22 protein-coding genes are annotated in these 22,258 nt (G+C 41.4%); 13 read left to right on the forward strand and 9 right to left on the reverse strand.

The window, feature by feature from the left end; all coding sequences use genetic code 11:
* Positions 1 to 125: 125 nt before the first annotated feature.
* Positions 126 to 818 (reverse strand): carbohydrate-binding family 9-like protein, encoded by a 693-nt coding sequence (locus tag AC3Z9T_RS06615; protein ID WP_490125418.1) that lies wholly within the window; start codon positions 816 to 818, stop codon positions 126 to 128.
* 433 nt (positions 819 to 1,251) lie between these two features.
* Between AC3Z9T_RS06615 and AC3Z9T_RS06620 the strand changes: the two genes are divergently transcribed.
* The 5 genes from AC3Z9T_RS06620 to sanA all read left to right on the forward strand — a co-directional run bounded on the left by AC3Z9T_RS06620 (position 1,252) and on the right by sanA (position 7,011).
* On the forward strand, positions 1,252 to 2,646 hold the full coding sequence (locus AC3Z9T_RS06620) for a GntP family permease (protein ID WP_490125419.1): 1,395 nt from the start codon (positions 1,252 to 1,254) through the stop codon (positions 2,644 to 2,646).
* 12 nt (positions 2,647 to 2,658) lie between these two features.
* Complete coding sequence (locus AC3Z9T_RS06625; RefSeq protein WP_490125420.1) at positions 2,659 to 3,816, forward strand: iron-containing alcohol dehydrogenase; 1,158 nt, start codon at positions 2,659 to 2,661, stop codon at positions 3,814 to 3,816.
* Between the two features lie 14 nt (positions 3,817 to 3,830).
* Complete coding sequence (locus tag AC3Z9T_RS06630; RefSeq protein ID WP_490125421.1) at positions 3,831 to 5,327, forward strand: CoA-acylating methylmalonate-semialdehyde dehydrogenase; 1,497 nt, start codon at positions 3,831 to 3,833, stop codon at positions 5,325 to 5,327.
* A gap of 124 nt (positions 5,328 to 5,451) precedes the next feature.
* The gene (locus tag AC3Z9T_RS06635) at positions 5,452 to 6,213 is read left to right on the forward strand and encodes an IclR family transcriptional regulator (RefSeq protein ID WP_490125422.1); all 762 of its coding nucleotides are present in this window, start codon (positions 5,452 to 5,454) and stop codon (positions 6,211 to 6,213) included.
* Positions 6,214 to 6,306: 93 nt separating this feature from the next.
* Positions 6,307 to 7,011, forward strand: coding sequence for an outer membrane permeability protein SanA (gene sanA, locus AC3Z9T_RS06640; protein ID WP_490125423.1), 705 nt, complete (start codon positions 6,307 to 6,309; stop codon positions 7,009 to 7,011).
* 38 nt (positions 7,012 to 7,049) lie between these two features.
* Here the strand turns inward: sanA and yeiB are convergent, their stop codons facing one another.
* From yeiB to gstA, 3 genes are all read right to left on the reverse strand, one after another.
* Positions 7,050 to 8,210, reverse strand: a complete 1,161-nt coding sequence (yeiB, locus tag AC3Z9T_RS06645) for a DUF418 domain-containing protein YeiB (protein ID WP_490125554.1) — start codon at positions 8,208 to 8,210, stop codon at positions 7,050 to 7,052.
* 6 nt (positions 8,211 to 8,216) lie between these two features.
* Positions 8,217 to 8,876, reverse strand: coding sequence for a GTP cyclohydrolase I FolE (gene folE, locus AC3Z9T_RS06650; RefSeq protein ID WP_488425151.1), 660 nt, complete (start codon positions 8,874 to 8,876; stop codon positions 8,217 to 8,219).
* A 383-nt stretch (positions 8,877 to 9,259) separates the two neighbouring features.
* A complete protein-coding gene (gene gstA / locus AC3Z9T_RS06655; protein ID WP_490125424.1) occupies positions 9,260 to 9,895 on the reverse strand; it encodes a glutathione transferase GstA in 636 nt (211 codons plus the stop codon).
* Positions 9,896 to 10,016: 121 nt separating this feature from the next.
* Here gstA and AC3Z9T_RS06660 point away from each other — a divergent pair, with 121 nt between their 5' ends.
* From AC3Z9T_RS06660 to AC3Z9T_RS06675, 4 genes are all read left to right on the forward strand, one after another.
* The gene (locus AC3Z9T_RS06660) at positions 10,017 to 10,337 is read left to right on the forward strand and encodes a winged helix-turn-helix transcriptional regulator (protein WP_490125425.1); all 321 of its coding nucleotides are present in this window, start codon (positions 10,017 to 10,019) and stop codon (positions 10,335 to 10,337) included.
* Positions 10,338 to 10,512: 175 nt separating this feature from the next.
* Positions 10,513 to 11,754, forward strand: coding sequence for a molybdopterin molybdotransferase MoeA (gene moeA / locus AC3Z9T_RS06665; protein ID WP_490125426.1), 1,242 nt, complete (start codon positions 10,513 to 10,515; stop codon positions 11,752 to 11,754).
* A gap of 5 nt (positions 11,755 to 11,759) precedes the next feature.
* A complete protein-coding gene (moeB, locus tag AC3Z9T_RS06670) occupies positions 11,760 to 12,509 on the forward strand; it encodes a molybdopterin-synthase adenylyltransferase MoeB (RefSeq protein ID WP_490125427.1) in 750 nt (249 codons plus the stop codon).
* Between the two features lie 131 nt (positions 12,510 to 12,640).
* The gene (locus AC3Z9T_RS06675; RefSeq protein WP_490125428.1) at positions 12,641 to 12,976 is read left to right on the forward strand and encodes a zinc ribbon domain-containing protein YjdM; all 336 of its coding nucleotides are present in this window, start codon (positions 12,641 to 12,643) and stop codon (positions 12,974 to 12,976) included.
* 72 nt (positions 12,977 to 13,048) lie between these two features.
* Here the strand turns inward: AC3Z9T_RS06675 and AC3Z9T_RS06680 are convergent, their stop codons facing one another.
* The 3 genes from AC3Z9T_RS06680 to AC3Z9T_RS06690 all read right to left on the reverse strand — a co-directional run bounded on the left by AC3Z9T_RS06680 (position 13,049) and on the right by AC3Z9T_RS06690 (position 15,900).
* A complete protein-coding gene (locus AC3Z9T_RS06680; protein WP_490125555.1) occupies positions 13,049 to 14,647 on the reverse strand; it encodes an ABC-F family ATPase in 1,599 nt (532 codons plus the stop codon).
* Positions 14,648 to 14,852: 205 nt separating this feature from the next.
* Complete coding sequence (locus tag AC3Z9T_RS06685; protein ID WP_490125429.1) at positions 14,853 to 15,314, reverse strand: GNAT family N-acetyltransferase; 462 nt, start codon at positions 15,312 to 15,314, stop codon at positions 14,853 to 14,855.
* 10 nt (positions 15,315 to 15,324) lie between these two features.
* On the reverse strand, positions 15,325 to 15,900 hold the full coding sequence (locus tag AC3Z9T_RS06690; protein WP_490125430.1) for an LOG family protein: 576 nt from the start codon (positions 15,898 to 15,900) through the stop codon (positions 15,325 to 15,327).
* A 419-nt stretch (positions 15,901 to 16,319) separates the two neighbouring features.
* Here AC3Z9T_RS06690 and rhtA point away from each other — a divergent pair, with 419 nt between their 5' ends.
* A complete protein-coding gene (rhtA, locus tag AC3Z9T_RS06695) occupies positions 16,320 to 17,207 on the forward strand; it encodes a threonine/homoserine exporter RhtA (RefSeq protein ID WP_490125431.1) in 888 nt (295 codons plus the stop codon).
* Positions 17,208 to 17,535: 328 nt separating this feature from the next.
* The gene (gene dps, locus AC3Z9T_RS06700; RefSeq protein WP_490125432.1) at positions 17,536 to 18,039 is read left to right on the forward strand and encodes a DNA starvation/stationary phase protection protein Dps; all 504 of its coding nucleotides are present in this window, start codon (positions 17,536 to 17,538) and stop codon (positions 18,037 to 18,039) included.
* Between the two features lie 220 nt (positions 18,040 to 18,259).
* On the opposite strand, the gene dinG is transcribed toward dps, so the two are convergent.
* A complete protein-coding gene (gene dinG, locus AC3Z9T_RS06705; protein ID WP_490125433.1) occupies positions 18,260 to 20,377 on the reverse strand; it encodes an ATP-dependent DNA helicase DinG in 2,118 nt (705 codons plus the stop codon).
* A gap of 366 nt (positions 20,378 to 20,743) precedes the next feature.
* On the opposite strand from dinG, the gene AC3Z9T_RS06710 reads away from it, so the two are divergent.
* Together AC3Z9T_RS06710 and sseA are read left to right on the forward strand one after the other, a co-directional pair.
* Positions 20,744 to 20,905, forward strand: a complete 162-nt coding sequence (locus AC3Z9T_RS06710) for a hypothetical protein (RefSeq protein ID WP_490125434.1) — start codon at positions 20,744 to 20,746, stop codon at positions 20,903 to 20,905.
* A gap of 26 nt (positions 20,906 to 20,931) precedes the next feature.
* Positions 20,932 to 21,771, forward strand: coding sequence for a 3-mercaptopyruvate sulfurtransferase (sseA, locus tag AC3Z9T_RS06715; protein ID WP_490125435.1), 840 nt, complete (start codon positions 20,932 to 20,934; stop codon positions 21,769 to 21,771).
* Positions 21,772 to 21,850: 79 nt separating this feature from the next.
* On the opposite strand, the gene AC3Z9T_RS06720 is transcribed toward sseA, so the two are convergent.
* A complete protein-coding gene (locus AC3Z9T_RS06720) occupies positions 21,851 to 22,099 on the reverse strand; it encodes a GlsB/YeaQ/YmgE family stress response membrane protein (protein WP_490125556.1) in 249 nt (82 codons plus the stop codon).
* Positions 22,100 to 22,258: the final 159 nt, after the last annotated feature.

Consider the following 22,258-nt stretch of genomic DNA (forward strand, 5'->3'; position numbering starts at 1 on the left):
AAAAATACTATTTATGAATTTTTATTTCAATTCAAATCATGACAAGAACATCACTTGTGTCACCTTACGTGATCCGTTTCACATCATTGAATGAATAACCGGTGGTGAACGACCACCGGTGAGCGTTATTTAACGAGTTTGCAGCTACCAAAAGCTGAAGGAATATGAAAATCAGGTTTGACTGAATCAGGCTTAATCCAACTGATCCATTTGCGCACTTGCTTCGGCTCGCCTGCGCTAAACTCACCGCGAAGGATTGCACACATCAAGGTTTTGTTATCGCTATCCTGCCACAAATTCAGCTGGGTAAATTCATCGAGATCAATTTTACCCGTTACTATATAACCTTCTGGTGTTATCTGGCCGACCGTTTTTAATGTTTGCCAATTCCAACTTGGGTCAACTTCACGATAAAAGTTAGCTTTTGCGTCGAATATGCGCCCTTTTGGATCCATTTCAGCGGTGTAATAAGGTTTCAATTCAGGACTCGTCGCAAAGAATAACTCCACGCGATCTGAGTCTAATACTGCCTGATCTTTGTCTGGATCATCACCTAGTTGAATGTCTTTATCATCGGCGATAAATCGGAAATATAAAGCATTATTACTCCATAATGCACGAAAATCTGTTTTTGGTGGTGCTTCTTTTTCCCATGGATAAGTGAAGTCCGTTAATACTTCAGCCTGCTCCCAAACCGCCGCTTTTTGTGCATCAGCCAAGGAGTTGATCTGTTCGGTATGATGAATTTGATATTCTTTTGCTGCAACACTCGCTGTCATTAACATCGTTGCTGCTGCTAGTAGGGTTGTTAATTTCATGCCTTGCCTCACCTTATTTGATTTTATCGTTTCTATATAAAGGGATTTTCATCGTTAGTTAAGAAATAAAATTTCATAACATATAACGAATATAGAATTAAAATTTCACAAACTACAAGCTCTGCTATTGAAAAACCATCACTCTGTGAGAAGGCTCACTGTATCTCCCATCATTTTTTGTACTTATCCAAAATTTTCATCTGGAGATGTTTGCGATCTCAGTCACGAGTTATTAACAATTTGTTAATTTTTTTGTGATCGAAGCGCTTTTTCCTTTCTTTTCTGTCACAACTGATTTGCTTAACCAAAAAATCTCATCTATTAATACAATTCATATCAACTAACGATACAAATTAATAACGCGCTTATTTTGCAGCCTAAAAAATTAAATTTAGATAATCAGGCTGTGGTTAATAACACTGGAGAAACAGTTATGTTGAGTATCCTAGGCATTATTCTTTCCCTACTGATGTTGATGTATTTCGCATATCGGGGTGTGAGTGTATTGATTTTAGCGCCAATACTGGCCTTGTTTGCCGTGATGATGAGCGGTGAAGTGTCTCAGCTATTTGGTGTCTACACACAAGTTTTCATGACTGGCCTTGGTGGCTACGTCGTAAAATATTTCCCCTTGTTTTTACTAGGTGCCGTCTTCGGAAAATTGATGGATGACTCAGGCTCAGCCCAATCAATCGCTTATTCACTGGTTAGAAAGTTGGGAGGACATCGCGCCCTGCTAGCAGTGGTGATCACTTGTAGTATTTTAACTTATGGTGGCGTATCACTGTTTGTGGTTGGTTTTACCATTTTCCCTATTGCTGCCGCGATTTTCCATGCTGCTGCCATTCCTAAACGTTTGATCCCCGGCGCCATTGCACTCGGTTCGCTCAGTTTTACCATGACAGCATTGCCGGGCACGCCAGCCATTCAAAATACCATCCCCATGCCTTTCTTTGGTACCGATGCCTTTGCCGCTCCCGGTTTGGGTTTGATTGGCTCCGCTGTGATGTTTGCCGCAGGTTATGGCTGGCTAAGCTATCGGGTACGCAAAGCAAAACATGCCGCAGAGGGTTATGGCGATACTTACCATGCTCCTGAAAAACACACCGATGATGAACATCGCCATTTACCTGCGCTCTGGAAGGCGATGCTGCCAATTGTGTTAGTGGTCTCTTGTAACTACTTGCTCAGTAAAGTCATTCCATTAATGGACACCGCCTACCTTTCAGAGGACAAATATGGCAACACTGCCCTCAATAGTGTTTTAGGTTTATGGGCCATCATTGGCGCGTTAGTTCTGTCCTGCGCCACCATCATTATTTTAAATTGGTCTCGTTGGAAAAACCTCAAAGAAACCATGAACAAAGGAGTGATGGGGTCTTTATTACCTATCTTTAATACCGCATCCGAAGTCGGCTACGGAGCGGTAATTGCCTCTCTCGCAGCTTTCGCCGTGATCAGTAATTATTTACTTAGCATTTCGGCAGGTAATGTTCTGATTTCTGAATCGATTGTGATCAGCATGTTAGTAGGTACGACAGGCTCTGCTTCTGGTGGTCTGAGTATCGCGCTAAGCATGATGGGCGAACACTTCTTACAAATGGCACAAGCAGCAGGTATCTCACCTGAATTATTGCATCGGGTTGCTGCAATGGCTTCAGGTGGTTTGGATACCCTGCCACATAACGGTGCCGTGATTTCATTACTGGCGATTTGTGGCCTGACTCACAAACGTTCTTACTTCGATATTTTTATGGTGACCGTTGTTGGCAGTGTGCTGGGGCTCATTGTCGTTATCAGCCTCGGATCACTATTCGGCTCATTCTAAAAGGAAATCATTATGTCTACGATTGTGCTACCCAGAACACTGGAAATTGGCCATGATTCAATCAAACGTTTACCGAATGTTTTACATGGCCTCAACAGCAAAAAACCATTAATTGTCACAGACAGCATGATGGTTAAACTGGGTTATCTCAATAATGTACAAACTATTTTGTCTCAAGCAGGCATTGAAAGTGACGTTTATTCAGATACCGTTCCTGAACCCACCGCTGAGTCAATTCAAGCAGGTATTGATAAAGTCAGAAGTGCTGATTTCGACTCCGTCATCGCATTAGGTGGCGGTAGCCCAATTGATAGCGCGAAAGCCATTGCAGTGATTGGTAAACTAGGCGGAGTGATCAATGAATACCGTTTCCCACGCCAAGTCGAAGAACAAGGTCTACCCATTATTGCCATCCCAACAACAGCGGGAACAGGCTCTGAATGTACACGTGTCACTATTATTACTGATGAAAAAACTGACGAAAAATTAATGTGCATGGGTACAGGTTTTATGCCAACTGCCGCGATCGTTGATTACAATTTAACGCTCAGTGTGCCAGCAAGAACCACGGCAGATACCGGTATTGACGCCATGACACACGCCATTGAAGCCTATGTGAGCCGTAAAGCCAACCTCTATTCAGACAGCCAAGCCTTGTGTGCCATGAAATTGATCGGACCAAACCTACGTAAGGTTTATCATGATGGCAATGATAAAGAAGCGCGCGAAGCGATGATGCTAGGCTCCACCCTTGCTGGAGTGGCGTTTTCTAATGCTTCAGTGGCTTTAGTTCATGGCATGAGCCGCCCAATTGGTGCATTTTTCCACGTTCCACATGGTTTATCGAATGCCATGTTGCTCCCTGCGGTAACGCGTTTTTCATTAAAGTCAGCCAAAGCACGATACGCAGTCTGCGCTCGCACCCTAACATTTGCACAAGAAACAGACAGTGACGATGTAGCTTGTGAAAAACTAATCAACACCCTTGTCGAACTCAATCGCGAACTTTCCGTGCCAACACCAGCTGAGTTCGGCATTGATAAACAGCAATTTTTCTCGGTGATCGAGACCATGGCAAAACAGGCGGAAGCGTCTGGCTCTCCTAACAATAACCCACGGATCCCGACCATTGAAGAGATGGTTGCCATCTATACCCAACTTTGGAATTAATCAGGAGATACACAATGAGTATTGTTGGACACTTTATTAATGGTGCAAGCAATGAAACACATTCACGCTTACAGGATATCTATAACCCAGCAACGGGTGAAGTCAGTCGTCAAGTTGCCATCGCACCAAAAACAACCGTAGAAGAAGCGATTGGTGCAGCACATGCCGCATTCCCTCAATGGCGTGATACACCACCGATGAAACGTGCACGCATTATGTTTCGCTATAAACAATTACTGGAAGAGCGAGCCGATGAAATTTGTCGTTTAATCGGTCAAGAGCATGGAAAAATTGTTCATGATGCGGCGGGAGAATTACAACGCGGTATTGAAAATGTCGAGTACGCCTGTAGCGCACCTGAAATCTTAAAAGGCGAATTCAGTAAAAATGTTGGTCCCGGTATCAACTCATGGAGTGATTTCCAACCATTAGGTGTGGTTGCGGGGATCACACCATTTAACTTTCCAGCCATGGTGCCACTTTGGATGTACCCACTCGCCTTAGTGTGTGGCAATACCTTTGTGCTCAAGCCATCGGAGCGTGACCCTAGTGCAACTCTCTATATCGGTCAGCTATTAAAAGAGGCAGGTTTGCCTGATGGCGTGTTTAATATTGTCAATGGTGATAAAGAAGCCGTAGATACCTTATTAACCGATAAACGCGTTAAAGCAGTCAGCTTTGTTGGTTCGACCCCTGTTGCTCAATACATTTACGCGACGGCAACCGCTAACGGTAAACGTTGCCAAGCACTTGGTGGTGCGAAAAACCACGCAATTGTGATGCCTGATGCAGATATGGAAAACGTGGTTAACTCCCTATTAGGTGCTGCTTTTGGCTCTTCTGGCGAACGTTGTATGGCACTCTCGGTTGCCGTCGCTATCGGTGATGAAATTGCTGACGAACTGGTCAGCAAGCTACAAAGCAAAATGTCATCACTAAAAATGGGTATTTACAGCGATAAAAATAATGATTTCGGCCCTGTTATCACCCGTGAACACCAACAAAAAGTATTTGGTCATATCACCAGTGCAGAACAGCAAGGAGCCACAATTGTGGTTGATGGCCGCAAAACACAAGTCAGTGGCTATGAAAATGGCTTCTTTGTTGGTGCAACGCTTATCGACAACGTGACAACACAGATGGATAGCTACCAAGCCGAAATTTTTGGCCCAGTACTGCAAGTGATCCGTGCAAAATCAATGCAAGAAGCGATGGATATCATTGATGAACATGAATACGGTAACGGTACCTGCATTTATACACGCGACGGTGAGGCAGCAAATTACTTTGCTGATTACATTCAGGTCGGTATGGTTGGTATCAATATTCCACTACCGGTTCCAGTGTCTTATCACAGCTTTGGAGGCTGGAAAAACTCACTATTTGGTGATTTACATGCCTACGGCCCTGATGGTGTTCGTTTCTACACTCGCCGCAAAACCATAACTCAGCGTTGGCCTTCTGCTAACCTGCGTGAAGGCGCTGAGTTCGCTATGCCAACCATGAAGTAACTTGTCTGCGCTTCTCACTGAACAAGGGAAGCGCGCTCACTTCCCACAATATTCCAATCCCTCTTGATTCGCGCCTGCGATAATGCCAACATGGCAACAAATTTATGTTAAGAGAAACAGCATATTGAATACGCAGCATGATAAAAGCTCAGCCGTAACACGGGTTTTGGCGATCCTTGAACATATTGCCAAATCAGAAAACCCTCTTTCACCTGCTGATATTGCCCATGATTTGGCGATCCCAAAACCCACCGTTCACCGTCTGCTTGCTCAATTGAAACAAGATGGTTATCTGCAAATGAATTTGCGCGGGCTTTGGGAACCAGGGAACCGTTTTTTTCAAATATCACAAGGGGTTTGGAACAGTGTTCGCTTTAAATCTGCACGCCAAGTCATTCTCAGAACACTGGCGAATGAAATTAACGAAACCTGTGGGATCTCCGTGCCCAATGGGTTAGAAATGCTGTACTACGAAAGAATTCAAGCTAATTGGCCGTTACAGATTAATCTACCTGAAGGTAGTCGCACCCCTTTATGGTGTACCGCCAGTGGCAAACTGTATCTCGCCAGCCTCAGCGAATCAAAACGGCAGAGCCTATTAAAAGCACTTCCTATTCATCAGATGACTCGTAATACGTTGATTGATATATTTGAGTTGAATGCGCAAATTGATAAGATTGCACATACTCAAATCAGTACTGATAATGAAGAGTTTATTGATGGTATGGTCGCTTGTGCCGTCCCCGTTAAAGATGAAAAAAATCGATTGATTGCTTGTATTTATACTCATGCGCCAGCAATCCGCACACCGCTCGAATCACTGCTAGAATTCGTGCCCATGATGCAAAAATCAGCACAAGCGCTCAGCCAACTCGAACATTGTTAATTCATTGACAGGAATTTACGTTGCTCGACTTGCTTCGCCAATTTAAGTCAAGTAGCCTTACAATTACGACTATTAAAATTAAAGGCTAGGACAATGCGGAAACGTCTGCTTTATGGTCTGATCATCATTTTAGGGATAGCGTTAGCAACGATTGTTTTACTTGACCGCTGGATGGCTTGGGATACCGCTCCGTATATTTATGAAAATATCGAAGAGCTCCCCGCTCGCGACGTCGGGATGGTATTAGGCACCTCTAAATATTATGCATCTGGCGCAAAAAACTTATATTACAGCTACCGGATCCAAGGTGCTGCGGATGCTTATCACAGTGGCAAAGTAAAATACCTTCTGCTCAGCGGTGATAATGGCGCTCATAGCTACAATGAACCCATCACTATGCGTAAAGACTTAATTAACGCAGGAGTTCCTGCATCCAAAATTGTGCTCGATTTTGCTGGGTTTAGGACATTGGATTCCGTGGTTCGTACCAAAAAAGTGTTTGATACTGATAACTTTACTATCATCACCCAACGCTTCCATTGTGAGCGAGCATTGTTTATTGCGAAACACAAAGGGATCGATGCACAATGCCTAGCGGTTCCGACACCAAAAGCGATGTTTAAAGTGAGGGTACGTGAAGTGTTTGCACGTTTAGGCGCATTGGCCGATCTCTATATTTTAAATCGAGAGCCTAAATTCTTAGGGGAACAAGAGTCGATCCCCGCGCCAATCAAAATGCCTGATGGCATAAAAGGTTACCCAGCAGTCTCTCCGGATGAGATAAGCAAAAACTTTTAATTTTTTTCAGGGTAGCCAACATAATTTGGCTACCTTATTTAACTCAAAAAAACATACAAACGGTCGGTTAACTTGCGCCATAACCACTCTATCGGCCCTTGATTAAAGAACCGCAACCAACAGTAAGAAAATAGCATATTCACAAACCAAATTGGCACAATAAACCACAGTAATTCAAGCCGTGAAAAAGTATTGAAATAGCCAAATTGATAAAAAATAGTAGTGCAAATCAGCGTTTGCAATAAGTAATTGGTAAGCGCCATTCGACCAATAGATTGCAGTATTTTTGCCAATAAACTACACTCAATCACTCCCCAAATACCATAAACTAACGCAATGTAACCTAAAGATTGCAACGGTATCATCAATTCATTAATGATATAACCCACTATTGATGTTGCAAAATAGCTCCAGCCAAATCGGCTCTGTAAGTAAAGAGAGACTAGCTGCACCAATAAAGCAGGTAAAATTAATATCAGCGCCATGCGTCGGTAGTGCTGAGCACTAAATTGGCCTTGTAGCCAACCATTACGTAACAGTAGAAACCCTGCGATCATCAGCCCTAGCAATTGCCAGCCGTACTGAATGAATAACATTTCAATCATATTTAAGACAGATTGCGCACGATGGGCTAGGCTGACTGTACCGCCCACGGTTTTTTGTATAAGCTCTGACAATGCTTGCTCATCAGAAACAATCCAAAAATCACTGGGATCCACTAAACTGCCCAACACAAATAAGATCGCCAGTCCAATCACATAGATAGTACAGGCTATCTTAAGCAGGCTTTCATCACTTTTTTGGTTAAACAGCAATAATGCCACCAGCCCCGTCAAAGCATAGGCCAGTAAAATATCACCTTCCCAAAAACCAACACCGTGAATAATACCGAAGATGGCAAGTATCACGAGGCGGCAGGCATTCCAGCGTTGCCCTCGTCGATGCAGCAACGCCAGTGTGGCACCAAATAAAATCGAGAAAATTGCTAGAAATTTACCTTGAACCAATAAATTAAAAATCGCCCAAATAGCGATATCGGATGGCTCAATAGATGGTGTGTAGGCTGGGTTCATGTATGCCATTTGCGGCAAGGCAAATCCAAAAATATTCATTAATAGAATACCGAGAATTGCAATGCCGCGAACTGCATCGAGACAATCAATACGCCCTTGAGACTCGGACGCTGGTGTTGCTGCCATCATAAGTTATTGATGACGTACCGCGCGCAAAAACTCTTGGCGAGTATTTTGGCTCGATTTAAACAACCCACCTAAAGAGGTGGTGGTAGTTGCACTGGTTGCATCGCGAATACCACGTGCTTTCACACAATAGTGCACCGCATCAATACATACTGCGACATTATTAGTATCCAATAAGGTTTGTAGTGCCACTAAAATTTGTTGCGTCAGTCGCTCTTGTACCTGCGGACGCTGTGAGAAAAACTGTACGATACGGTTGATCTTCGACAAACCAATCACCTTATCCTTTGGAATGTATGCAACCGTCGCTTTGCCGTCAATGGTGACAAAATGGTGTTCACAGGTACTGGTTAAGGTAATATCACGCACAGTGACCATTTCATCAACTTTCATTTTGTTTTCAATGACGGTGATTTTAGGAAAATTAGCGTAATCCAAACCTGAAAATATTTCATCAACGTACATTTTAGCGATACGTTTTGGGGTATCCGCTAGACTATCGTCCGTTAAGTCTAAATTCAGTAACTTCATGATCTCTGTCATGTGCCCTTCAATCAGTTGCTTACGTTCTGTTCCTGATTTAGGTTGAATGCGTAATGGGGTTTCTAGCCCTCTAGCTTCCAACGCAGCATGGACCAGTTCGGCTTCTTTACTCAGAGATGACATTCGATTCTCCACAAACGATATAACGATTCTTATAAAAATAAAATTGCAGGCGTGCGCGTACTCTAAAACAGCAAGTTTAGATAATCCAGCGTTACATCTGTCGATCGTATGAAATATTTGCATGCACAAATATTCATTTCTTCACGATACGCTTTTGCTACCGCTACGGATATATCATCATTTAACTATTGTTAATAATATAATTATGCTTTTGCTAAAAAATCACAACATTTTAGCAATATAACATTGCATAACACATTGAAAGTACGATTTTGTCATTCTCATCACCTAAAAGTGAACCGCCCATCAAAGTTAGTTACCACAAGTCTATACTCAATGAGCCGTTCATTAAAAAGCGTCATATCACAACTTATCTGATAAAATTATTCACTGATAAGCCCTTCAGTAAGCAATGCTTTTCTGACTGAACTCTTGCTTTTCATGCGTAAATACCAGTCTCGTAAATGAGTAAATTTATCAAAATTGATATCAGCATTATAAGTTGGAACAAGCCACTCTGCTTTTCCCCACTGAGTTAGTGCAAACAAATAAGCATCAGCAACTGAAAATTCCCCCATCAGATAATCTTTATCCGCAAGCTCATCATTTATCCATGAATAACGCTGCTCTAGTTTAGGTTTTGCTGTTTCTATACCGTACTTGCCTGATAATTCAGGCTTGAGAAGAGGAATAAACCCCTTGTGTATTTCTGAAGACAAGAAGTTAAGCCATTCTTGTAATTTGTATCTTTCAATGGCACCACTAGCGGGTATCATTTTTTTACTTGGTTTTAAATCAGCTAAATACTGAATGATAACAGCGCCTTCTTTTAATGTTGTCCCATCATCAAGTTCTAAAAGTGGTATATATCCCAATGGATTAATAGAGAAGTAATTTTCACCTTTTTCCGTCATATGTGTCTTACTATCAACTTTGATCAGCTCCACATCCAAGCCAAGTTCATTAGCGATGATATGAGGAGAAAGGGAACAAGCTGCAGGCATATAATAGAGTTTCATAAATATTTATCACCTTTTTGTATTAAGTAATGACACCCTATCAAATAAAGGATATAAAAGTAAGAAGGCATAAAAATGTCATATAGGTACAAAAAATATACCTAAAATAGAGATAAAACTTATGAAAGAGAGCATCAGTGGTTGTCCTGTGGAAGAATCAATGCGTTTATTAGGTGGGCGTTGGCGGTTATTAATTGCCTATTTTCTTCTTAAAGGTCCAAAACGATTCAACGAATTGCGTAAAAATATGCCTGCTATATCTCAAAGGATGTTGACCCTTGAACTCAGAGCATTAGAAGAAGCGGGTTTTGTAAAGCGCGAAGTTTATCCAACCTCCCCTATAAAAGTAGAGTACTCACTCACAAAAGATGGGTTAAAGTTAAAACAAATTATTGAGATAATGTCAGAATTCGGAGAATGGTTAATACAAAGAGAAACATAATTTTTTTAGCTCGCTTTAATCAAAACATACAAGTAATGACGAGCAAAACTTAACATTAGTATTATCTAAATCACTAAAATCTATTCATTCACCCTGTACAATATCTCTGACATAATAAGCAGCAAAACACGATTTAAGCCTCAATGGCAAAGCAAATTATAGGGGTAATATAATAATGGACATGTGTCATACCGCAGGGTTAATTTCACTAGAACAGGCGCTAGAAAAACTCTTTTCTCAAACACAAACCATCACCTGTTCAGAAACGATTTCACTCACTGACTCGACACAACGCATCACCGCAACCGATATTATCTCCCCAATCAATGTTCCACCATTTGATAATTCAGCAATGGATGGCTATGGGCTACGTTTTAACGAATGGGATGGCAAAACACCCATGCCAGTTGCGGGGAAATCCTTCGCAGGACAGCCTATGCAAGGTGAACTTCCTCAAGGTAGCTGCGTGCGTATTATGACTGGCGCCCCTATCCCACATGGGGTTGATACCGTGATCATGCAAGAAGAAACCGAAGAAACAGTACAAGGGATCTTATTTACAGGAACAGTCAAGCGAGGCAGTAATATCCGTCGCGCAGGTGAAGATATTGCCAAAGGCAGTAGCGTGCTCCCTGCTGGAACATTGCTTTCTACCGCACAATTACCGCTAATTGCTTCATTAGGTATTTCCACTGTTGAAGTTTATCGTCGCTTAAAAGTCGCCGTGTTTTCAACCGGTGATGAACTGCAAGCCGTTGGATCTCCACTAAAAGAAGGCCAAATCTATGATACCAATAGGTTTACTGTTCGCTTAATGCTTGAAAAACTAAACTGTGAAATTATTGACCTTGGCGTGATCCCCGACTCCCCCGAAAAGTTAAAGCAAACTTTCATTGAGGCTGATAAGCAAGCCGATTTAGTGATCAGCAGCGGTGGTGTTTCTGTCGGCGAAGCTGATTACACCAAACAAATCTTAGATGAACTCGGCCAAATTGGCTTTTGGAAATTGGCGATCAAACCGGGTAAGCCATTTGCATTCGGTAAGCTAAGTTCTGCATGGTTCTGTGGGCTACCAGGAAACCCTGTTTCCGCTGCATTAACCTTCTATCAATTAGTGCAACCTTTGATTGCTCGCCTTGCAGGACACAGTCAATGGAAAGCTCCTATGCGATTTAAAGTCCCAGTGACAACACCATTAAAGAAAAGCCCCGGTCGCCTTGATTTCCAACGCGGAGTGCTCAGTGTCGATGATAATGGTCAGCTACAGGTTGCAACAACGGGTCATCAAGGCTCTCATGTCTTTAGTTCATTTAGCCAAGCCAACTGTTTCATTGTATTGGAAAGAGAGCGTGGGCGTGTTAGCGCGGGTGAAACAGTTGATGTTGAAATGTTCAATTACTTACTCAAAAGTGAATAGTCATTGTGCAAGAGCTAACAGATGCAGAAATGCTGCGCTATAACCGACAAATTATTTTGCGTGGTTTTGATTTTGACGGGCAAGAAAAACTCAAGGCCAGCAAAGTGCTGGTCATTGGTTTAGGTGGTTTAGGTTGCGCAGCAACGCAATATCTTGCCGCTGCGGGGGTTGGTCAATTAACCCTCGTAGACTTTGATACCGTTTCTTTATCCAATTTACAGCGGCAGACGTTGCATCGTGATGCAACGATTGGTCAGCCTAAAGTAGACTCCGCCAAAGCACAGCTTACTGCAATCAACCCTCATATCCATATCACCACGGTGAATGCCCAACTTGATGATCAGCAACTCGAAAAACTTATCAAAAACCATCAAGTAGTACTCGATTGCACTGATAATGTTGCCATTCGTGAACAACTAAACCGCTTGTGTTTTCAACGTAAAATTCCATTGGTTTCTGGTGCGGCGATCCGTATGGAAGGGCAATTATCTGTTTTTACCTATCACGATGACCAACCTTGTTACCACTGTTTAAGCCGTCTATTCGGTGAAAATAGCCTAACCTGCGTAGAAGCAGGGGTAATGGCACCATTGGTTGGAACGATCGGTACTTTAGAAGCCATGGAAACCATAAAGTTATTGACTCAGTATGGCAAAGTGAATGTAGGCAAAGTGCTATTCTTTGATGCCATGACGATGGAGTTTCGCCAATTTAAGCTGATGAAAGACGCTCATTGCGAAGTTTGTTCCCAATGAAACAATATTAAGAATATTCCTAAAAACTGGATTGTTTTTGCTTTAACCTTATACTATCCCCTTTCGTGGTGACTCAAGTAGCCTTTAGTCACCCTTTTACCTTTTTAGATAAGTAACTGAGAGTATTTAATATGCAATTCCCTCCTTGCCCAAAATGTCAGTCTGAATACACCTATACTGATAATGATATGTATATTTGCCCTGAGTGTGCGCATGAATGGAATGATGCCGAACCCGCTGTAGAAAGCGATGAATTAATCGTGAAAGATGCTAATGGAAATCTACTGGTTGATGGCGATACCGTAACTGTCATCAAAGACCTAAAAGTAAAAGGCAGCTCATCAATGTTGAAAATTGGTACTCGCGTGAAAGGGATCCGCTTGGTCGAAGGCGATCACAATATCGATTGTAAAATCGATGGTTTCGGCCAAATGAAATTGAAATCTGAGTTTGTTAAAAAGAACTAATTCACATTCTTTTTAAACAAAAAGACCTAGCCGATGGCTAGGTCTCTGATCATAAATAAGTTTCAATACAACTTATTCTACTACACCTTGGCTCTTCAGATATTCATCATAAGTACCTTTGAAATCAATCACTTTATCTTCTTTGATTTCTAAGATACGGCTGGCTAATGAACTAACAAATTCACGGTCATGTGAAACGAAAATCAACGTACCTTTATACAGTTCAAGCGCTAAGTTTAAGGACTCGATCGATTCCATATCCAAGTGGTTGGTGGGCTCATCCATAATCAGAATATTTGGCTGTTGCATCATCAACTTACCAAATAGCATGCGCCCTTGCTCACCACCAGAAAGTACAGAAACCTTTTTCTTGATGTCATCTTGAGAGAATAACAAGCGCCCTAAAATACTACGTACCGCTTGCTCATCATCACCTTCGCTTTTCCACTGACTCATCCAGTCAAAAACATTCAGGTCAGTTTCAAAATCTTCTGCATGATCTTGAGCATAGTAACCAATAGAACTATTTTCAGACCACTTCACTGTGCCGCTTTTTGGTGGCACTTCACCCACCAGCGTTTTCAAAAATGTGGTTTTACCGATACCGTTAGCACCAATCACCGCCATTTTCTCACCCACTTCAAGCAGTAAGTTTAGATTTTTAAACAGTGGCGCTTGGTCATAACCATTAGTGACACCTTCTAGCTCCAATGCATTACGGAATAGCTTTTTCTCTTGCTCAAAACGAATGAATGGGTTTTGGCGGCTAGATGCTTTAACTTCATCAAGCTGAATTTTATCAATTTGGCGTGCACGAGAAGTCGCTTGTTTTGACTTTGATGCGTTAGCGCTGAAACGGCTAACAAAAGATTGCAATTCAGCAATTTGCGCTTTCTTCTTCGCGTTATCTGAAATGAGACGCTCTCTTGCTTGAGTCGCTGCAATCATATATTCATCATAATTGCCTGGGAACAGGCGTAGCTCACCGTAATCTAAGTCTGCCATATGTGTGCAAACCGTATTGAGGAAGTGCCTATCATGGGAAATGATGATCATGGTGCAGTTACGATCATTCAAAACTTGCTCTAACCAACGAATTGTATCGATATCAAGGTTGTTGGTTGGCTCATCAAGTAACAAAATATCTGGATCTGAGAAAAGTGCTTGTGCTAATAATACACGCAATTTCCAACCCGGAGCGACTTCGCTCATTGGGCCATAATGCTGCTCAACAGGGATGCCAACACCAAGTAATAATTCACCTGCACGAGCTTCAGCACTGTAACCATCCATTTCACCATAAGCAACTTCGAGATCAGCCACACGGTAACCGTCTTCTTCACTCATTTCAGGAAGTGCATAGATGCGATCACGCTCTTGCTTCACATTCCATAGCTCAATATGCCCCATAATCACAGTATCCAGTACCGTGTACTCTTCGAAGGCAAATTGATCCTGACGCAGCTTACCAAGCCGTTCATTAGGGTCAGTTGTATTGACATTACCTGAAGTCGGCGTGAGATCTCCGCCTAAGATCTTCATAAATGTTGATTTACCGGCGCCATTTGCACCGATCAATCCGTAACGGTTCCCTGTCCCGAATTTAACTGAAATATTTTCAAACAGTGGCTTACTGCCAAACTGCATAGTGATATTGTTTGTCTGTAACACTTCTATGCCTTTAAATTTACGATGTCGAGATGCCCCACCAAATAGCGGCGCATTATGCCACAATCGGGCGATGAGATCTTGTGCTGTTTGCGCAGCCCCCATAATAACATAGGCGCTTTTCTGCATTGACGCCATGCAAATGACGATTGAGGGAAGATTGAAAAAATGAATAGTGGCTTAATAGATATAAGCCACACTGATTTATTTAGTTTATTTTAATGCCCATCGTGCGTGTAATTTCGGTTAAGCCTTCTCTTTCATAAAATTTAATGGCTTTATTATTTTGCGCTAATACCGAAAGTTCTAAATGGCTTAAATTATTCTCTTTTGCCCAAATTTTCATTTGCTCAATAAATTGATGTCCCGTTTTTTGCCCTCTTAATTCAGGCACAACCACCAGATCAAAAATATAAGCAAAATCACGATCAACCATACAATTATAAGGGGCTGCCGATTGCTTCTGTGCAAAACAAAAACCTTTAACCTCCCCATTATGTTCCGCAACTAATAAATGAAATTTATCATCTGTAATCGCATTTTCTACAAACTCGGTGGCTTGCTTGGCTGGTTGCATCCTTTCAGGATCAAGTGCTGCCATTTCTGAAAATAACAGCTCATACAACGATAGTACTGCTTCAAGATCTTGCTTAACTGCAGATCGGATCATAGATACCTCATTAATCGTAAGTTTTCACTGATGGCGCAACATAAGTTTCAAAACGATCTAGCAGTGCTGCTGGCGAAGTTTCAACAATAGCCATATGACGGTATTTTTCCTGTAAAAAAGCTTCATCGGCCATTTTGTTCGTCATATCGATCAGGGGCTGCCAATAATCGTTAATGTTAAATAGTCCACAAGGTTTGGTATGTAGGCCAATTTGGCTCCACGTAAACACTTCACTGAACTCTTCAAGGGTGCCATATCCCCCCGGTAAAGCAACAAAACCATCTGCCAACTCGATCATTTTGCTTTTGCGTTGGTGCATTGTTTCCACTTTATATAATTCAGTTAAGTTTTTATGAGAAATTTCACGTTCTTCTAAGAGCGATGGGATCACCCCAATGGCTTTGCCGCCAAGTGATAGAATTGTGTCGGCAACCGTGCCCATAATACCCACACTCGCCCCACCATAAACTAATGTAATATCACGCTTAACCATTTCTTCGGCAAATTTGATTGCTTGTTGTTTATATATTTCACTCGATCCCATGCTTGAGCCACAATACACCGCAATACTGTTAATTTTTCTCATTTTTCCCTCGTTGTTATCGTGCTTTTTTTAATGAAAAATGATTATACGTCACACCAAAATAAGCTCAACACTAGAAGTGCGGCGTGCAAGTACTCTAAATAATTCGAGGTGTGGCTAGGAGCGGCTAATGCGAATGAACGAAGCTCAACAATCCTGCAACTTGAAGTATGACGAGTAGATAGTGCTCTAGATCTCATAAACCCATACTATATAAAATGAATTTATGCCATAATTACGGCAACACCGTGCTGGTTGGCGGTATTCACTGAATATTATGCACTTTCTTTCGTAGCAAATTATTTATTAAAAAATGACGAGTCTTTTTACTGACCTATACTCTATATAATTCAACATGTAGCAAAGCGGCTGCATTTGATCTGTAATGAGTATATTACGCATTTCTGGGGTTTAACTATATCATGTCTGCCGACACCAAAAAGAGCGCCTTTCCTTTATTACCTGTAGGGTTGCTTTTACTCGCAATGACTTCAATTCAGGGCGGCGCCTCTCTAGCAAAAACACTTTTTCCTGTTATTGGTGCACCAGGTGTAACTGGATTGCGCCTCTTACTCGCGACCATTATTTTATTTATTATTTTTAAACCTTGGCGTTTAAAATTTAGACGTAGTTCTCTCGTTCCGCTATTAACTTATGGTCTTTCGCTGGGAACCATGAATTATCTGTTCTACTTATCACTTGAGCGGATCCCACTTGGGATAGCGGTTGCATTAGAATTCACGGGCCCATTAGCCGTTGCTATGTTTTCATCACGCAGACCAATTGACTTTCTGTGGATCGCTTTAGTTATTGTTGGGTTACTGTTTTTATTACCGATTAGAGGCGATATCGGCGAACTCGATCTAGTGGGCGCTTTATATGCACTTGGTGCAGGTGTCTGTTGGGGCATTTATATTATTTTCGGTCAACGGGCTGGTGCTGGCTATGGTGCTGCAACTGTGGCAATAGGATCTTTTATTTCAGCAATGATATTTTTCCCTATAGGATTAATGCAAACAGGCGTCGAAGTGATGTTTGACCCTGCAATTCTCCCTGTTGCACTTGCTGTAGCGATCCTTTCGACAGCATTTCCTTATACCTTAGAAATGATTGCGTTAACACGCCTTCCAGCAAAAACATTCGGTACACTGATGAGTCTTGAGCCTTGCATGGGCGCATTTATGGGAATTATTTTCCTTCAAGAACATTTAACTGTAACTCAGTGGTTAGCATTATTATGTATTGTTTGTGCCTCTATTGGCTCAACATCCACAGCACGACCTAAAACAAAAATAGAAGAAGTTTCTTAAATCAGTAAATTAAAAGAATATTAAATTAAGGTTAATAAAACATATTTTTATTAACCTTAATTTCTTGTAAAGTTTATTTCATATTATTGAAATATTAATTTATTAATTCTATTCTATATTTAGTTAACATTTAATTTAACCAATCCTTAATATCGAATATACCTATTAAAGCAATAGAATATTCCACTATGACAAATTAAGCCTATTACTCTATATTAGTTAACAGAAACAGAGATTAAACAATTCACAAAGCATTATACTCTAAATAATTCGAAGTTCAGTTCAACACTGTAACTTGAAATATAACGAGCATATAAGGGGATAAATTATGAGTACCGCTAAACTCGTCACCGCACCTCAAACAAACCTTTTATATACACGCAACGATGTTGAAGATAGCGTTAAATTAGAAACCATTGATATGCTGAACGTTATGGTCGTACATTTTACCGACCTTTCGTTGATGACCAAACAAGCCCACTGGAATATGCGTGGCCGTAATTTTATCGCAGTACATGAAATGCTTGATGGTTTTCGTACTAGTTTAGTTGAGCATCTTGATGAGTTTGCTGAACGTGCTGTTCAACTCGGAGGCATCGCAGTTGGTACTACTCAGCAAGTGAATAAGTTTACTTCACTTGAAGCTTACCCAATTGATATACATGATGTACAAGATCACCTAAAAGCTTTAGCAGACCGCTATGCTGTCGTTGCAAATGATATCCGTAAAGCGATCGATGAAGTGGAAGATGAAGATACTGCAGATATGTTTACTGCCGCCTCTCGTGATCTTGATAAGTTCTTATGGTTCTTAGAAGCCAATATTGAGTAATGTCGATAAAAATAGTCAACGTTGATTGACCAAAGGGCTCCATAAATGTGGAGCCCTGAGGTTGTTGACGAAGCGGGATAAAAGCGTGGTTTTTCCCGCTCCGTGTTATCAGCCGAAAATCAATAAATTGATTTTCCTCGTTGATTTCAAAAACCTTAACGACCGCAGACAAACAAAATACGTTTGTCAGCAGTCTGAGGGCTCCATAAATGTGGAGCCCTTATTTTTTATCTTTAGTGTTTGGCATGATTGGGCGCTCAATAGGAAAAACCGGTAGTGAATTCAGTAACCGCTTACCATAGTTTTTAGTGATCAAACGTTTATCATAAATAATGATTTCGCCATAACACTCATGGCTACGGATCAAGCGCCCAGCCTGCTGAATGAGGTTAAAAGATGCGCTCGGTAAGCTTTGCACCTCAAATGGGTAACGTTTTAGTGATTTCAACCATTCCCCTTCCGTAATAATTACAGGGTTAGTCACGGGTGGAAAAGCAATTTTATGAATATGGACTTGCGTCAGATACTCACCTTTTAAATCAAGCCCTTCAGCAAAAGATTGCAAACCAATTAATGCACTCGCTAATCCTTTATTAATTCGCTCGCAATGGGTCTCAACCAAACGATAGCGTGGCTGATCACCTTGAACTAACAGCTGCAAACGCAAATCTTTTACATGCTCTAAAAAGCCTTCCATCGCTCGCTGGCTACTAAATAGTACCAACATTCCACGATGAGTTCCCTTTTCAAGTTCACCACGAAAGTAGGTCGCCATTTCAGCCAAATGTGCGGCTTCATTCACCATAGTCGGCTCGTTTTCCATTTGTGGAATAATCAGCTTTCCTTGGTCAATATGATTAAAAGGCGATGACAAAGTGACAAAACGGTCATCACTTTTTTCCGACAAACCACTCAACTCTTGGAAGCGTGAATAGCTATTGAGCGAACGTAGTGTTGCCGATGTGATCACAATGTGCGGCACATTACGCCATAACAGCTGTTGTAGCTGCTCACTAACGCGGATCCCCGCACAATGCATGAATAATCGAGATTGATTCTTTTCATAACGGCGGCTAAGCCATTTAGAAACCGGTGCCCCTGATGCTTGATCTAGGGCAGCTAAGCGCCATAACTTAGCCATATTTTCAAAATACCCCATCGCCCTACTGGTCAACAAAATTGAACGATGTAAACGCACAATGTCCTGTTTAGCGGTCTGTTCTGTTAAATCATTTAAGATCGACTCGGCTAGCCCTTTGAGCGCATCGGTTAATTTAAATAGATCCTGACAGCACAGCTGCATGGCTTCGGGCAACTGCCCCATTGGAAATAAGTACTCACTTTCTTTCGATGTTTCAGGCAACAATGCATTAGTTAACAATGAAAAATCACGAAATGCTGATCTTAATTTTTCCGCATGTTGCTGTAAACGTTCTGGGTTTGCTAATTTTGGTGGTTTAGCTGGCCTAAACTGAGCGACATATTGCCCAACATGATGGATAAAGTTATCAACTTGCGCAGTGAGCTGAACAAGAGTTATTTCCCCTTCCACTTCCAGGGCATCCCTTGCAACATCAGGGACATGGTGCCCTTCATCGAGTACCAAAAGAAGCTTTTTGGGATCAGGCAATACAGATTCACTTTCCATTGCTGCCATGACTAAAGCATGATTAGCAACAACCACATCAGCATCTTCAATTTCACGACGAGCAATAAAAAATGGACAACGCTGATAAAATTGACAATTGCGCCCTAAGCAATTCATTTTATCTGTACTCACTTTGCGCCATAAACTATCACTGAAAGAACGTTTATGATGATCTCGCAAACCATCCCATGCAAAGCTATGAAAATCATTACGCAACTGCTGGCATTGTGCCCTTTCTTCACTATTAGCAATTTCAGTCTTATCTTCAACTAATAGCATTAAATCAATTTGTTCACCCTCAGCGGCACAGATAGCTTCAAGATTTCGAGGACATACATAGCGTGCACGCCCAAACGCGCCTGTAAATTTAAGATCTGGAATAATTTTACTGAGTAGTGGCAAATCTTTACTAAAAATTTGATCCTGTAACGCAACATTAGCAGTACTAACAACCAATGTTTTACCTTCTTCACGAGCAACAGCAATCCCAGGGATCAAATAAGATAAGGTTTTTCCTACCCCTGTAGGAGCTTCAATGACCAGATGGCGACCTTCTTCATCGGCTAAATTTTTTGCGACCTCAGCTATCATTTGGCGCTGAGGAGCGCGGGAAACGAACCCGTCAATTTGTAGTGATAACCCTTTATACCATTGAGTTATGTGTTCTTTGATTTTGTTTGACAGGGACATAGGACTCGCTGTTATTTAAATAAGAAAATGCATACATGCTATGCTTCAAGCCTTGGCTTGATGTTAAAAAATTGCAGATATCGCTTACGCGTGTACGCCGTTCAAGCGATTTAATAACTTATTTCTCAACCCTATTTCACATGTAAAATAAGCCAAGTAGGCCAATAGTCTGCAATCTGCAATGATGTAATTGCAAAGCGCTTCGCAAAAACCACTGTTTAAAAACCCATTATGCCATAAAATTGGGAACAGGTTGGCAAATTACCAACTGATCAGCACAAAAAAGAGTATTTAACTTGTCTGCAACAAGCATCAGGTTATACTTTAATTCTCTTTTTTTACTTAAGCTATAAATGGGCTATAAAAATGAAAATGGTTGTTATCGCGCTTTTTGCGCTCTGTGCATTCGGTTCTGTTGGCGGGATTGTTCTAGCTGGTATGAATATTTATACACGCTCAACCACACCTATTGAGCAAAATCAGTCACAGCAACCTTCAATTCTGCCATCAGTGGAACAAGCTCAGTAACATTTAAATCAGGATGAAGACTATTTATGTATGACACGTACTTTGTTACCCCAAAATGGCTACATGATCATTTATCAGATCCTAACCTTATCGTACTAGATGCTTCATCTCCACCACCCACTGCGCCTTATGATTGCCGACAACGTTGGCGAGAAGAACACATCCCAAATGCGCAGTTCTTTAATCAAGACGAAGTCGCTGATACAAGTATTGATTTGCCACATATGCTACCAGATGCAAACACCTTTAATCATGCAGTCGGCAAAATGGGCATCAACAACGATACCCAAGTCATTATTTACGCTCAAAATAATCTATTTTCTGCACCACGTGCATGGTGGACATTTACCACGATGGGCCACAAAAATGTGAAAATTCTTGCTGGCGGCATCGATGCATGGAAGGCAGCCGGTTTTGAGACTGAATCAGGTGAAGTCACACCACCAGCGGCTCAAAATTATACGGCAAACCGCCATGATGCAAATGTGTTGAATCAAGCTCAAGTACTTGAATTAGTTGAACAAGGGAAAATTCAAATTATTGATGCACGCGCTGCCGCACGTTTCTTAGCACAAGCGCCTGAGCCACGCCCAGGTTTGCGAATGGGTCATATCCCTAATAGTAAAAACATGCCATGGGATCTCTTAGTTGAGAATGGCGAATTTAAATCCCCTGAACAAATTAAAGCTCTGTTTGCAGAGCAAGGTATTGATACTCACGCACCTTCAGTCACAACCTGTGGCTCAGGTATGACAGCTGCCGTTGTGCTTATGGCTTTAACATTACTAGGCAATAATAATGTTAGGTTATATGACGGCTCTTGGGCAGAATGGGGTCAAGATAATGGGCTACCTATTGAAGTGTAATTAAACAAGCCTAAAAAAATAAACCACAGCATAGCTGTGGTTTATAAAAATTCATTTTTTCTGTGCAATAATAGATATATTACTTAACAAAAACACCCGCTAAAAATAGCACGACAATGGCACCGATCACAGCGACAACAAAACTACCGAAGTTGAAGCCGTCCACTCTACCTTTACCAAAGAATGTACTGATATACCCACCCACAACAGCACCGACGATCCCAAGTACGGTAGTCATCACAAAACCGATGTGGTAGGTTCCCGGCATGATCCATTTAGCCAAAATACCAGCAATAAGACCAAATATAACCCAAGAAATAACACCCATCATAGACCTCCATACATAATTGAATAAGGTAAAATAAAGTTTAACTCAATTAAATTGCCATAGGATGACATTCGACTTAAACCCAATTTTCATCACTTAAAAGTAAATTAACAGTTTAAGTAAAGATCTAATATGCTATTTTGGCAACAAAGAAGCCAT

It is taken from the genome of Providencia sp. 6390, assembly GCF_058148425.1.